General features: G+C 62.8%; 18 protein-coding genes. 9 read left to right on the forward strand and 9 right to left on the reverse strand.

Going from position 1 to position 12,840, the window contains the following annotated elements:
- The first annotated feature begins 206 nt into the window (after positions 1–206).
- Positions 207–464: a hypothetical protein gene (locus VMF11_13590; protein ID HTU71337.1), complete on the forward strand. Its 258-nt coding sequence runs from the start codon at positions 207–209 to the stop codon at positions 462–464.
- 99 nt (positions 465–563) lie between these two features.
- Here the strand turns inward: VMF11_13590 and VMF11_13595 are convergent, their stop codons facing one another.
- Both VMF11_13595 and VMF11_13600 read right to left on the reverse strand, forming a co-directional pair.
- Positions 564–1,865, reverse strand: a complete 1,302-nt coding sequence (locus tag VMF11_13595; protein HTU71338.1) for an acetamidase/formamidase family protein — start codon at positions 1,863–1,865, stop codon at positions 564–566.
- A 9-nt stretch (positions 1,866–1,874) separates the two neighbouring features.
- Complete coding sequence (locus VMF11_13600; GenBank protein HTU71339.1) at positions 1,875–2,585, reverse strand: hypothetical protein; 711 nt, start codon at positions 2,583–2,585, stop codon at positions 1,875–1,877.
- A 155-nt stretch (positions 2,586–2,740) separates the two neighbouring features.
- On the opposite strand from VMF11_13600, the gene VMF11_13605 reads away from it, so the two are divergent.
- Entirely contained in the window at positions 2,741–2,929 is a 189-nt protein-coding gene (locus VMF11_13605; protein ID HTU71340.1) for a hypothetical protein, read from the forward strand.
- A gap of 149 nt (positions 2,930–3,078) precedes the next feature.
- Here VMF11_13605 and VMF11_13610 read toward each other — a convergent pair whose 3' ends face one another.
- On the reverse strand, positions 3,079–3,294 hold the full coding sequence (locus VMF11_13610; protein HTU71341.1) for a hypothetical protein: 216 nt from the start codon (positions 3,292–3,294) through the stop codon (positions 3,079–3,081).
- Positions 3,295–3,662: 368 nt separating this feature from the next.
- Between VMF11_13610 and VMF11_13615 the strand changes: the two genes are divergently transcribed.
- Positions 3,663–3,911 (forward strand): hypothetical protein, encoded by a 249-nt coding sequence (locus VMF11_13615; protein ID HTU71342.1) that lies wholly within the window; start codon positions 3,663–3,665, stop codon positions 3,909–3,911.
- Here the strand turns inward: VMF11_13615 and VMF11_13620 are convergent.
- From VMF11_13620 to VMF11_13630, 3 genes are all read right to left on the reverse strand, one after another.
- A complete protein-coding gene (locus tag VMF11_13620) occupies positions 3,896–4,825 on the reverse strand; it encodes a bifunctional helix-turn-helix transcriptional regulator/GNAT family N-acetyltransferase (GenBank protein ID HTU71343.1) in 930 nt (309 codons plus the stop codon). The genes VMF11_13615 and VMF11_13620 overlap by 16 nt on opposite strands.
- 99 nt (positions 4,826–4,924) lie before the next feature.
- Entirely contained in the window at positions 4,925–5,251 is a 327-nt protein-coding gene (locus tag VMF11_13625) for a hypothetical protein (GenBank protein HTU71344.1), read from the reverse strand.
- Position 5,252: 1 nt separating this feature from the next.
- Positions 5,253–5,525 carry a hypothetical protein gene (locus VMF11_13630; GenBank protein HTU71345.1) on the reverse strand — a complete coding sequence of 91 codons (273 nt, stop codon included), beginning with the start codon at positions 5,523–5,525 and terminating at the stop codon, positions 5,253–5,255.
- A gap of 138 nt (positions 5,526–5,663) precedes the next feature.
- Between VMF11_13630 and VMF11_13635 the strand changes: the two genes are divergently transcribed.
- The 4 genes from VMF11_13635 (at position 5,664) to infA (ending at position 9,381) form a co-directional block, all read left to right on the forward strand.
- A complete protein-coding gene (locus tag VMF11_13635; protein ID HTU71346.1) occupies positions 5,664–5,909 on the forward strand; it encodes a hypothetical protein in 246 nt (81 codons plus the stop codon).
- Positions 5,906–7,654: a gamma-glutamyltransferase family protein gene (locus tag VMF11_13640; GenBank protein HTU71347.1), complete on the forward strand. Its 1,749-nt coding sequence runs from the start codon at positions 5,906–5,908 to the stop codon at positions 7,652–7,654. Before VMF11_13635 ends, VMF11_13640 begins: the two co-directional genes overlap by 4 nt.
- A 297-nt stretch (positions 7,655–7,951) precedes the next feature.
- Complete coding sequence (locus VMF11_13645) at positions 7,952–9,067, forward strand: DEAD/DEAH box helicase (GenBank protein ID HTU71348.1); 1,116 nt, start codon at positions 7,952–7,954, stop codon at positions 9,065–9,067.
- A gap of 71 nt (positions 9,068–9,138) precedes the next feature.
- Positions 9,139–9,381, forward strand: a complete 243-nt coding sequence (infA, locus tag VMF11_13650) for a translation initiation factor IF-1 (GenBank protein ID HTU71349.1) — start codon at positions 9,139–9,141, stop codon at positions 9,379–9,381.
- Position 9,382: 1 nt separating this feature from the next.
- Here infA and VMF11_13655 read toward each other — a convergent pair whose 3' ends face one another.
- Entirely contained in the window at positions 9,383–9,832 is a 450-nt protein-coding gene (locus VMF11_13655; GenBank protein ID HTU71350.1) for a hypothetical protein, read from the reverse strand.
- A gap of 132 nt (positions 9,833–9,964) precedes the next feature.
- On the opposite strand from VMF11_13655, the gene VMF11_13660 reads away from it, so the two are divergent.
- Positions 9,965–10,513: an acetate uptake transporter gene (locus VMF11_13660; protein ID HTU71351.1), complete on the forward strand. Its 549-nt coding sequence runs from the start codon at positions 9,965–9,967 to the stop codon at positions 10,511–10,513.
- On the opposite strand, the gene VMF11_13665 is transcribed toward VMF11_13660, so the two are convergent.
- Complete coding sequence (locus VMF11_13665) at positions 10,510–10,890, reverse strand: hypothetical protein (protein ID HTU71352.1); 381 nt, start codon at positions 10,888–10,890, stop codon at positions 10,510–10,512. The two genes, VMF11_13660 and VMF11_13665, sit on opposite strands and share 4 nt — an antisense overlap.
- Before the next feature lie 16 nt (positions 10,891–10,906).
- Between VMF11_13665 and VMF11_13670 the strand changes: the two genes are divergently transcribed.
- A complete protein-coding gene (locus tag VMF11_13670; GenBank protein HTU71353.1) occupies positions 10,907–12,163 on the forward strand; it encodes a tetratricopeptide repeat protein in 1,257 nt (418 codons plus the stop codon).
- Here the strand turns inward: VMF11_13670 and VMF11_13675 are convergent.
- Positions 12,129–12,836 carry a dienelactone hydrolase family protein gene (locus VMF11_13675; protein HTU71354.1) on the reverse strand — a complete coding sequence of 236 codons (708 nt, stop codon included), beginning with the start codon at positions 12,834–12,836 and terminating at the stop codon, positions 12,129–12,131. The two genes, VMF11_13670 and VMF11_13675, sit on opposite strands and share 35 nt — an antisense overlap.
- Positions 12,837–12,840 lie beyond the last annotated feature (4 nt).

The following is a 12,840-nucleotide window of genomic DNA, read 5'->3' on the forward strand; positions in this document are numbered from 1 at the left end:
CGACGACCGGCAGGCCCGCGAATCCGCCATACATGAAGCCGCCAGTGGGATGGCGCAGCTTGGGCCCTCCTCCACCGGATGCTCCCGTTGACTACGGCTGGGTGTCGCCGCATTTTCATGACGGAACTCCCCACGCAGGCGATAGTATGGAGGCGTGGGTGCGGCCAATCCCGCTGAACTCAACGCTAGCCGACCAAGTACACGAGTTGATTACGGAGGAAACGCAGGACGGACGCGTCCTCGCGAGTTCGCATAGTCACGCCACCTGCAGCGGGACGCAGCCGGGATGGACCGTTGACCTTCGCATTGGATTGTCCCCGGTCGTCACGGTTTCGCAAGTCTTCCAGCTTGCGGTCTGGGAAGGACATGTGTACATCATCAACTTCAACCATCGTGCCGACCTGCCCGTTGACAACGTCGTGCAGACATCGCTCGACTCCCTATGCCCGAAGCTCGGAGTCTGAACAAGCCGAGCAGCCAATAGCGCTCATGGCGGTAGTATCTATGCTGGCACGCCGGCGTCCACGATCTTGCGCGGCACTTCATCGAGCTTTTGAGCCCGCCTACACGACCGTGATCTGCGGCCGGAAGTCCGCCGCGAATAGGCTCTTCGGAATCATCGCGTGGACACCGCGGACGATGTCGACCACTTGCGTGACGCGGAAGTTTCCGGCGATGCTGAGCAGCGCATAGGCGTCCAACTCGGTCATGTTCGCGCGCGTCGAGAGGAACGTGATCGCGTTGCGTGCGGCCGCGGTCATCGCCAGGTTCAGATCCTTGTCCAAACCCAGCACGATCCAGTGCGTTTCCGTTTCGGCGATCGGCCAGGCGAAGTTCTTGTTCTTGTGCAGCACGACCTGAATGCGCATCTCCTTCATGCGCGTCTCGAGCGCCGATAAGTTGATTTCGCCGTCTCCTTGAACCGCGTGCGAATCGCCGGTAAAGAGCAGCGCGCCCGGCTTCCACACCGGGATGTACATGATCGAGCCTTCGGACATCTCACTCAAATCGACGTTTCCGGCGTGCGGCCCGGGTGGAACCGAGCTCGTGACGCCGGGTCGCAACGGCGGGTAAAAGCCATCCGGCGGCGCGACGCCGAGCGTCCCTTGGAACGGCTTGAGCGGCACGTGCACTCGCGGCAGAAACTCCGCCTGCATCGCGCTCAAATCGAGATCGACGTACTTGATCTGGCCGTGCGGGAAGTCGGTCGGGAGCAGTCCCGTCTCGAGCGCGCCGGGATTGTTGAAGACCGCGGCCCACGGGTACGGTTCGAGGCGCTGATACCGAATCTCGAGCACGTCGCCGGGTTGCGCGTCATTCACCCAGATCGGCCCGATGATCGAGTGCGGGCCATGTCCGGGATGGCTGACGCGAATCTCCACGAGCTTTTCGATCGGCACGCCCGGCTGCATTGCGTTGAGGAAATGCGACCACGTGTCGCGGCAGCTGATCACGTCGTCGGAGTCGATCGCGAAGATTGGCGGCAGCGTCGTATCGTACACGCCGAGCTGGGTCGTCTCCGACGTGCACTCGACCACGTGGACGCGGCCCTCGTTTTGCGGCATGCGTCGCGAACCGTCGCCGCCCGTGCTCGACGCATCGGCCCGTTTCGCAAACCACGGTCCGATCGCCGCCAGAATTCGCATGAACGCGCTCGATTTCCAAAGCTCGCGTTGCGAGCGCCGGCGCGCGGTCAGGCGGTCATCGAGCGCACCTTGATCGATCTCGTCCATGTGCGTGAGACGATCCGCCGCACGTGCCGTGTACGATTGCTCGGCAAGGTCTTGGCGCAACACGCCCAGGCCTTGCTCGTCACCGCAACCGAAAAAGCCGCCGCACCGGTGCTGAACATGCTCGCCGCTCATTCGGAATCCTCACATTCGGTCGATAGTGATCGTGCTCTCCGTCGTTTGCGCGCCTTTAGCCGCCGGCGTGATCGTTTCGCGGTAGGTTTCGTGTTGGAGAATTCCCGACGGATCGAAGAGTGCCTCGACCGCGATCTCGACCGACGCGCGTTTTCCGCTCGAGTCGCGTCCGCGATCCGATTGATGCGATCGCCAGCCGCCGCTGCCCATGCCACCCATCCCGCCGCGGCCTCGCCGGTAACCGCCTGAGTTTTCGGACGAGTGCTGATTCGAATTGCCGTCGGCGATCAAGGTCGCCGAGCCCGCGTTGGTGACGACGTTGATATCGACCGGAACGTCGATCGGCGGCGACGACTTCTGCGGCGCGGGCGAGGCGGTGGTCGCCGGTGCCGGTACGCTCAGGCTCATTTGTCCGTGATCGCTGCCGTCGAGTGAGGCGGCGAGCCGGCCGGCGAAATTCAGTTGCCCCAAAAGCGTTGCAACCAATGCCGCGGTCGGGTCGTTGGGCGCGGTTGCGAGCGAGAGCGTGCCGTCGTCGCCGCGCGTCACCATCACCGCTGTGGCGGTTCCGTTGCTCAAAAGCCGCGCATAGAGTCGCGTCGGCGCGGCCCAGTTGAGCAGCAGCGTTGAGGCGGAGGGGGTAGCCTGTGCGCTGACCGTCGTCGTGACCCGATAGGTGATGCTTTGGCCGACGTGCGCCGGCCCTGCGAAAAATAGCATGATGATCCTGAGCCTAATCCGCGATTCTGAGAGATTGATATGATGGTGGGATCGCTTTCGAGGAGGGTTCCCGGTGCTGCCGCTCATTATCGCGCTCGGTGATTCGCCCACGTACGGCTACGGCTTACCGTCTCCGACGACGCCACTGGCAACGCATGACCGGACCGGAATCACCGCAGTTTGCGAAGGACGTCGATGCGTGGAACGTCACGCTGACGAGGACGGGCTTGCACGTCGTCGATATCAGCGACGACCGACGGATGTACGAGCGGAGATACATCTTGTCCGACATCTTACATCCAAACGTCGAGGGGAACGCGGCGATCGCGAGTGACTTTCGCTGACGCTGTGGTCAAACGCTGTTCGCTCAGCGGGGGAGTCCCTCGTCCAAACGAGAACGGCACACAAATATGAGACGCTGGGTTGTTCCATTCGCCTTGATGGCGGTTATCGTACCGTTTATGGGACCGCAAGCCGACGCGCAGGCCGAGAGCTACCGATTGACGGTATCGCAGCAGGTCGCCAAAGGTGTAGACGCGGGATACATCAGCTCGCAGCCGTCGGGCATCGAAGGACTCTGCGCCGTTAGTACGTGCGCGCATGATTTTGCGGCGGGCACGGAAGTGACGATCACGATGAGCGTCGATTGGACGTACACGTGGGGCGGCGCGTGCGCGGGCGCAACCGGAAAGTCCTGCCGCGTTCGCATGGACGGCAACAAATCCGTTTCGATCGAACGGCGATCGTTCAAAGTCACCTACTTCCCCAACTCGAAATACGCGGGTATTCTGGTCGCGAACCCGGGCAATCGCGTGCTCTCCGCCTACGGGCAGTCGTATAGTTTCCCGCAGGGCGAGACGGTGACGATTGCGCAATGGCAGAACCGCGGCGGCGGCGGCCCCGACGTTTCGAAATTGGTGAAATGGGAGAGCTCCTGCGCCGGCCAGTCGGTGGGTTCGTGCCGGCTCGTCATGGATGGCGACAAAACCGTGAGCGCCGAATGGGCCGACGCGCAAGCGACCAAAGGCGAGATGGAACTCAAGGTGCTCAGCGTCGGCAAACAAGCGGGAATGGCGAATGAAAAACCCGGGCGTGTACCGCGTTTCGCCGCCGGGAAAAATCATCAGCGACTGCCGGCCCTTTACCGGTGGATGCAAAGAGCGCTTTGCCGCCGGCACGACGGTGACCGTCGAGCAGCTCAACAGTTCGAACATGCAGTTCGACCATTGGGGGGCGGGGTGCGATTCGCAGACGCGCACCACGTGCACGGTCAAGATGGACCGCAACCGGACGGTGGAAGGCTATTTTCTCTACACGGGACCCTGAAGCGCCCGCTCCCAATACTGCCCGACGAGATCTTTGCCGAAGCTGCGATGGCGCTCTTCCTTGACGAGGCGGAAGCCCGCCTCTTCGTAGAGATGGCGCGCGGCGTGCAGCACGTCGTTCGTCCACAAGATCATCTTCTTGTAGCCCGCTCGGCGGGCGAACTCGACGCATTCCTGCACGAGCCGCCGGCCGATCCCGTGACCGCGTGCGTGTGCCTCGACGTGCAGCAGACGCAGTTGCGCGATCGTCGCGCTCTTCTTGACGAGAAAGATGCAGCCGACGTTGATGCCGCCGCGCTCGGCGATCCAACAGCGCTCGCGTTTCGCATCGAAGTTCTCCACGAAGCCGGCGAGAATGCGCGCGAAGAGCGCCTCCGCTTCCTCGTTCCAGCCGTACTCGCGCGCATAGAGCACGCCTTGACGCTCCGTGACCCATCCGATATCGCCCGGCCGTAAGGTCGTGCGGAGCACGTACGATTCGTCACCCGTGCTTTGGCCGCCCAAGATGGTCTCGATCGTGCGCATGGCCTCGCCGAGACGAGCTTGCTGATCGTCGGTGATGTCGTCGAGTGCGGCCGCGACCTTTTCGTGCTGCCGGCGATCGAGCGACGCGAAGGCTTCGCGTCCTTTCGCGGTCAGAAAGAGGTGGCTCTGACGTGCGTCGCTCGCCGACCGCTTGCGACGAGCCAAGCCGCGATGCACGAAATCGCGCAATATGCGGCTCAGATAACCGTTGTCGAGCCGCAGCATCTTACCGAGCTCGGTCGCGGTGAGGTTATCGCTTTGGGCGAGCTCGTAGAGTACGCTTGCTTCCGCCAGCGAGAACGGGCTTTCGAGAAAGTCTTTCTGCAGCGCCCCGACGTATCGCGTGTAAAACCGATTGAACCGGCGGACGCGCTCGACCGGCAGAGGCATGATAGTTGACATTATCAACCATATAGTTGCCGATGTCAACTAATGGGATCGCGCCGTATCGGCGACGGCACCCGATCGGCCGACGGGCACCTTGTCGGTCTAGTCCTGATCGCAAGTAATGTCCTGACGAAACGCGCTGGTCATGATTTGGTCGAATGCAATGTGCTCGCTTCGGGGTTGAAGAGCAACCTCGGTTACGAGAACGCTTACCGGATCGATGAGCAAGCGCTCGGCCCTTTCGGGATCGTCGGTTGCGAGGATCGCGCTAAGCGCATGGGCTCGCTTTCGTAGCGCCATAAGGTGCTCTTGTAGGCACGCGCGCACCGAATCGATGCGTCCGTAGTGATAACAACACTGTTCGTGCAGCGCAAACTCGGGGATCGCTCCGTCGATGCGACTGATGGTAAATGTCGTGGAGGGCTTCACGCTAGCGTCGGGCCGCGCCAGCCGCTTCGCGCGGTCGCGCCTCACTTACAACCAGCGCGCGTCCCGCGATCGTGCGCCCGGAGAACTCGGCGATGGCGATGGTGGCCGTTTCCGGTCGCTCGAATTCAACGAAGCCAAAACCCTTCGGTCTGCCCGTCTCGCGGTCGATAACAATTCGAACGAAAGTAACAGGGCCTGCGATTTCGAAAAGTGCTTTAAGGCCATCCTCGGTCATTGAAAAGGGGAGGTTGCCCACGAAGAGTCTTGTTGACATGCGTAATCCTTGTTTGGGGGATGTTGTATTATTGATAATAACATATCAATAAGCGATGTCAAGGCGGTGCATCGCAACGAATCCTCCGTCGATGGCGGAGACAGCGGCGACTAGCCGCGAACGTCGAACCCGGCCGTCATGGACGACGCAAAACGCCTGACCGCTGCGCTCAATGCAGCCGTGAAAAGCCCGCAATTTTCGAACAGCAAGGCGCGTGCGGTAGCGCGCCAGGAAGCGGCCGTGAATTGGCCAGCGACCAAAGCCCTCAACGCCGGATTCAATCCCGAGGTCGACGGCTTCGAATCGTTCGTGATGAACGACGGCAGCGTGAGCGCGTGGTCGTCCGGACAATTTCGCTACGTCGCCCAGGCGAGGAAATCATGAAACGTGCGCTTGCGCTCTGCCTGATCGTCTGCCTCGGAGCCGCCGTTCCGGCCGACAATGCCGTGCGCGGCGTTCGGGCCGAAGGCTGGCTCGAGCAGACCCGCTCGCCGGTCCTCGCTCGCAACGGGATGGTCGCGACGAGCCAGCCGCTGGCCGCGGAAGCCGGTTTGCGCATTCTGATGGAAGGCGGCAACGCGGTCGATGCCGCCGTTGCTACTGCGGCGACGCTCAACGTCGTCGAGCCGATGATGGTCGGCATGGGAGCCGACGTCTTCGCCATCATTTACATCGCGAAAGATCATCGCTATTACGTGCTCAACGCGAGCGGTGAAGCGCCTTCCGGCGCCACGATCGCGCGCATGAACGCGCTCGGCTATCATTACGATCCCAAAAACTGGGGGCCCGGTTCCGGCATGCCGTCGGGCGGCATCCTCGACGTCACCGTGCCCGGCTCGGTGTGGGGCTGGGACGAAGTGCTGCGCCGTTTCGGCAGAATGAAGTTTGCGCAGGTGCTTCAGCCGGCGATCGACTACGCCCAGAACGGCTATCCCGTTTCGGAACGTATCGCGCACATCTGGAAACTGCCCAACGCGCTGCCGTTGCGCGGCTGCTGCACGCGACTCGATCCCAATTCGGTGCGGACCTGGTACATCGACGGCGTGCCGCCGAAAACCGGGCAGATCTACCGCAATCCGGCGCTCGCGCACTCGTTCCGGCTCTTGCAGAAATACGGACGCGACGTGTTTTATCGCGGCGAGATCGCGCGCGCGATCGTCGCCACCTCGCGCAGGCTCGGCGGTACGATGACGATGGCCGATCTCGCCAACTATCGCGGCGAATGGGTGAAGCCGATCGACACGGTCTATCACGGCTACCATATCTTGGAATTGCCGCCGCCGACGCAGAGCTTTGCGGCCAATGAAGCGCTCAACATCCTCGCGCAGTGCGTTCCGAAGGTCGTACCGGGTCAAACGCTCGCCTCGCTCGGTCCGCGCAGTCCCGAGTACTGGCATCTGCTGGTCGAAGCAAAGAAGCTGGCGTACGCCGATCTCTACCGGTACAACGGCGATCCCGACTACGTCAGCGTGCCGCTCGCACGCCTGCTTTCAACGCAATATGCGGCCTCACTCTGTCCGAAGATCGATCCGAATCACGCCGCTACGATCGCGGCGCCGGGAGAACCGAGCGGCGCGGGCGATACGATCGTGCTTTCCACCGCCGATCGCTGGGGCAACATGGTCTCGTGGGTCAATAGTAATTACGACGAGTTCGGGTCGGGCATCACGGTGCCGGGCTACGGCTTCATCCTGCACGATCGCGGCGGCCTCTTCACGCTCAATCCGCGCAGCCCGAACGCGCTGGCGCCGCACAAGCGGCCATTCAACACGCTGATGGCCGGCTTCATCGAACGCGGCGGCCGGCCGCTGATGACGCTCGGATTGATGGGCGGCGATATGCAGGCGCAGGGGCACGAACAGATCGCCGTCGACATCATCGATCTCGGCGCCAACGTGCAGCAGGCGGGCGACATGGCGCGCTTTCGGCAAGACGAGATTTCCGACACGCTCTATCTCGAGTCGCCGCTCTACGATCTCGTCGGCGATCGCTTGCGCGCGATGGGACACAACGTGCGTTCGAGCAATCGCGCCCCGATGGGCGGCTATCAGGCGATCATGCTGCTCTCGAACGGGGCCTATGCCGGCGGTTCCGATTTCGGCAAGGACGGCGAAGCCGTCGGGTGGTAGACTTTATCCGCCAAAGCTGAAGCTTTGTCGGCTAAAGTCGCCTGCTATGCTGCAAATCCGCCAAAGGCCTCCGGGTCGTTTCGCAACCTTTTTAGTCGGCTGCCGGTTAAGGGGTTGCGTCGGCGAGGAGTCCATGAGACACTGCCTCGCGACTCCCTCATGCGCGATCTTTCGAGCGGTCGATGAATTGCGCCACCGAAAGATTGGTCTACTATCTCTACAACCTTTACCGAACTGCCACTTTGTGGCGCGCTTCTTCGCGGCATCGAAGACCTCAAATTCAGTGAACCGACTCCGATTCAGCGCATGGCGATTCCGCCCGCGCTGGAAGGGCATGACGTTCTTGCCAGCGCCCAGACCGGCAGCGGCAAATCCGCCGCATTCGGCTTGCCCGTTCTCGAAACACTCCTTCGCCGGCCCGAGCGCACACGGGGAACCCGCGCGCTGATTCTGGCGCCGACGCGCGAACTCGCGCAGCAGATCACCGAACATCTTCGCGCGCTGGCAAAACACACCGATATTCGTATCGCGCCGGTCTACGGCGGCGTCGGCATGCGCCCGCAAATCCAAGCCTTCCGCCGCGGCACCGACGTCATCGTTGCCACACCGGGGCGCCTGATCGACCTCATGCAGCAGGGCGAGGCGCGGTTGGATCGCATCGAGATCTTGGTACTCGACGAAGCCGACCGCATGATCGACATCGGCTTTTTGCCGGCGGTCAAGCGGATTATCACAAAGCTGCCGAATCGCCGCCAGACGCTGTTCTTCTCGGCCACGATCGCCGGTGCGGCCGCATCGCTCGCGCACGATCTGCTGCGCGATCCCGTTCGCGTCAACCTGACCCCCACCGCAACCCCGGTCGAAACGGTCAGGCAGAGCGTCTACGCCGTCGATCAGGAAAAGAAGACCGAACTGCTTCTCGATCTGCTCAAGGACAACAACATCTTCAACGCGATCGTTTTTACGCGAACCAAAGCTCGCGCGGATCGTCTGGCCGGAGCGCTGGCCCGGCACAACGTCGGCGCCGAAGCCATCCACGGCGATCGCTCGCAAGCTCAACGGACGCGCGCCCTCGACGCATTCAAAAAAGGGCGCTACCGGGTGCTGGTCGCGACCGACGTCGCCGCGCGGGGCATCGACATCGCTGATCTCGGCCACGTCATCAACTACGACGTGCCGGCGGAACCGACCGACTACATCCACCGCATCGGGCGAACCGCCCGCGCGCAGAAGGCCGGCGACGCGATCACCTTCGTGTCGTACGATGAAGCGGGACTTTTCGCACAAATCGAGCGTAGTATGGGAACATCCATCGAACGGATGGAGCATCCCCTGATGGACACCTTTACCGGAAACAAACTCAAGGCGCCGCCGCAAGTGCGCCGTCGTACCTTTCGCCGCCGCCGCCGCTAATTGCAGAAGGAACCACGATTATCGCTACACGCACTCGCACTCCTAAATCACGCGTGCCCAAGGCTCACAGCATCGCTACGAAGGAAGCGCCGCTGGAAGTCTACGGCAGCGTCAAGCAAGTCTTTCCGAGCACGACGTTCTCCGTCGAACTCGATAACGGCCACACGATCCTCGCGCACATCGCGGGACGTCTGCGCCGCCACCGTATCAAAATTCTTCCCGGCGACCGGGTCGACGTCGAGCTTTCGCCGTATGATTTGACCAAAGGCCGCATCGTCTACCGCTATCGAGCGGGAGAGGCGCGCCGTACGTAATTCATCGATGCTGTAATCGATGCTGTAGAAGATACACGAGCGCACGTTGGAGACCCGAAAACGTGCGCTCGGCCAATTTTCGGCCGACGGCTTCGAAAAAGAGCCGCTCGGCGACATCGAGACCGCAGGCGTAATGCGCGTGCACGCGCAGAATCAGCAACGGGCCGAAGCGGCGAAACGAGATCGTGCCGCTCATTGACGGAAGCGGCGCTTCCTCTTCGCGCGACCAATTGAACGAGAGCGCGCGTTCGCTGCAGCTCTCCGGAAGAAATCGGAATCGCGCTTCGATCGGAACGCCGCGCAGACCGGCGCGAATGCGTATCGCGAAGGGGTCGTGTCCGTTTGCCGGCGTGCATTCGGCGAGCGCTTTGAGCGGATCGATCGTCCCGTGCAAAAGCCACACAGCGGATTGCAATTCCGCCAATCCATCACGCGTCCGCAGCTTTGCCATGGCCCCGGCCTCCGTGGATGTTTCTTCGGTGCGACACGTACTGCTCCCGGTTGCTCGATACCCCAAGCAGGGAGCCGTGCACTTTTGTATATTCCCTTTTGCATAGCACATCCGTCTCGCGGAGGATCTCAAATGCAAGTCCCCCCGAAGATGGCGAATCCGGCAGCGCTCGGACTCGCTGGGTTTGCCCTCACTACATTCTTGCTCTCGTGCGCCAACGCCGGACTGCTCCCCGCAACCGACGGCGTCTGGATCGGTTTTGCCCTGTTCTACGGCGGCTCGGCGCAATTGCTCGCCGGCATGTGGGAATTTCCCCAAGGCAATACGTTCGGCGCAACCGCGTTCAGCTCGTACGGCGCGTTTTGGCTCGGAACGGCATTCTACGTCTGGTTCTTTGCCGGTAAGGCGGCTTCGGTGCCGCAGGACCTCGCCTATCTGCTCTTCGCCTGGGCCGTTTTTACCGTCTATATGACGATAGAGGCAGTCCGCCACACGGCATTGCCGGTGAAGCTCGTCTTCATCGTTTTGTCGATCACGTTCATTCTGCTCTGGCTCGGTGCCGGTTTCGCCCAACCCGGGCTGACCGTTGCCGGCGGCTGGACCGGAATAGTAACCGCAGTTCTCGCCTGGTATGCGTCGTGGAAGGCTGCGCACGACGCGCATCCATCGCTCCCAGTCTAAGGCGGGGACGGTGAAGCTTCGGGCGTGGCAGTAAACACGTACTGCCCGGCCTTCGGGCCGAGCGGCGCACCGTAGCCGATAATCGAGCCGTCGGGTTTCATCTTACCCGCGATGTGCACGCCGCCGAGGGTCGCGATATCGAACCAGATATCCGACCCTTGACGGCCGCCGCGCACCGTTTCGAGCCGGCCGCCCGTATCCGGGCGATAGGTACCGTTCACGTAACCGTTCTGAATCGTTATTTGCATTTCGCCGGTGTACCCGAACGCCTGAAACCGCGGGCGGATCTCGGTATGATAGCGCTTGACGACGGGCGCCGCCTGTGCGACCAGCGCCGGCGCGGGATGAACCAGCGCGAGCAATAGCGCAAGAATCATGGTGGCCAATGATACCATGATCCTCGCGCGCTTTCCTGAATTGGGCGAGCATACGGTTGCCCCGCCGGCGCTTCGTCCGTTCAGCGGAATCAGCGAGGCGGAACGCGAGCTGAGCGTGTGCTGCCGCGCCGCGCCTGCACCGCGCACGTACGCCATGCTCGGGAACGTGCTCGTACGCGAAGGACGGTACGTCGACGCGCTGGAGGCCTATCGCAGCGCCGCCGAACTCGACCCTTCCGATGCGTCCGCGCATTGGGCCTGTGCGGAGATCGCGCACGTACTCGACGATCTCGCGACGAGCCGGTTCCATCGCACGTGCGCGCTGACGCTGCGCCGCGTCTACCCGGATCCGTTGCCGGTCGGCTCGCGTACGCCGATCCTGCTGCTCTTACGCGATGCCCCTTACAGCGTCAACACGCCGCTGGAGCTGATTCTCGACCGCTCGCGCGTCGCCGTACACAAATACTACGTCGAGGAGGACGCGGAGCCGACGCTTCCGCTGTTCGCGCTGGCATTCTGCGCGTTCGGCGCAGCCGAGGCCGCCGCGCCGGCGATCCGGCGCGTCGCGGCGCTGACCGCTCGAGCCTCCGCCGCCTTCAACGACCCGGCTCTCCTGAACGGCACGGCGCGCGAAGCGCTCGCGCACACCCTGGACGGTATCGACGGCGTGCTTGCCGCGCAGGCGAGCGTCGTGACGCGCGAGCAGAGCGGATCGATCGCGATCCCGGCCTTGGTCCGGCCGGTGGATACGCACGCGGGCGACGGCCTTGCCTACCTGACCGATGCGGCGGACCTGGAGCGCCACCTCGCGCGCTTCGCCGCCGCGCGCTATCACGTCGGCCGATTCATCGAGTATCGAAGCGCCGACGGCTTCTACCGGAAATTCCGCGCGATCTTCGTGGACGGCGTCGCCTACCCATATCATTTGGCAATCGCGCCGCAGTGGAGCGTGCATTATCAGACCAGTCCGATGCGCGAGTCGCCCGCGCTGCGCGCGGAGGAGCGAGCCTTTCTCGAGGCGCCCGAACGGGTTGTGCCGGCCTGGAACCGGCTGATGCCGCAGATCGCGCGTGCAATCGGACTCGACTACTTCGGCATCGATGCGACCGTACTCCCGGACGGGCGGCTCTTCGTATTCGAAGCCGATGCCGGGATGCTCGTTCACGACGAAGATGCGCGCGACGTCTTTGCCTACAAGCGGCCGCACGTCGCGCGCATTCGCGAAGCGCTACACGCAGCTATTGCAGTCCGTACGCAGCCAAAAACTCTTTGACCAGCGCCCACGCTTGCCGTGCGGCGATCGCGTTGTAACTGGCGCGCGCATCACAAAAGAAGCCGTGGTCGGCCTGGGAAAAGATCACTTGTTCGTGATTGGCCTTGGCGGCCGTGAGCGCGTCGGAGACGGCGCGGTATTGATCGGGTCCGATGTGCCCGTCGAGCCCGCCCCAAAACATCAGGATCGGCCCGCTCTGGGCGGTGGCTAGGCCGAGTAGATCCGGCACGATGCCGCCGCCGTAGAACGAGACCGCTCCACCGAGCTCGGCGCGTGCGTTGGCCATGTACGCGACGCGTCCGCCCATGCAAAACCCGATCGCGCCGATGCGCCGCGCGTCCAGACCTCGTGTCCGCAGCCATGCGTAGGTTGCATCGATGTCGGCGTTCAACCCCTCCGGCCGCAGGCCCGCCATGTGTTCTCGCGCCCCTTCGAAATCGGTGTAGCTGCCTTCGAAGCCGGGCCCGGTGCGGTGAAACAGCTCGGGCGCGATCGCGACGAAGCCCAGCTCCGCGAAACGGTCGGCGATCGAGCGGATGTGCGCGTTCACGCCGAAAGCCTCCTGAAAAACCATCATTCCGGCTGCGCCGCCGGAACGCGGTCGCGCAACATAGGCACTCATCGTCGTTCCATCGGCGACGTCGAGCGCAATGCGTTCGGTTGAAGAGGACACGGAT

The sequence above is a fragment of the Candidatus Baltobacteraceae bacterium genome, assembly GCA_035502855.1.
In the GTDB taxonomy this organism is placed as follows: domain Bacteria; phylum Vulcanimicrobiota; class Vulcanimicrobiia; order Vulcanimicrobiales; family Vulcanimicrobiaceae; genus Aquilonibacter.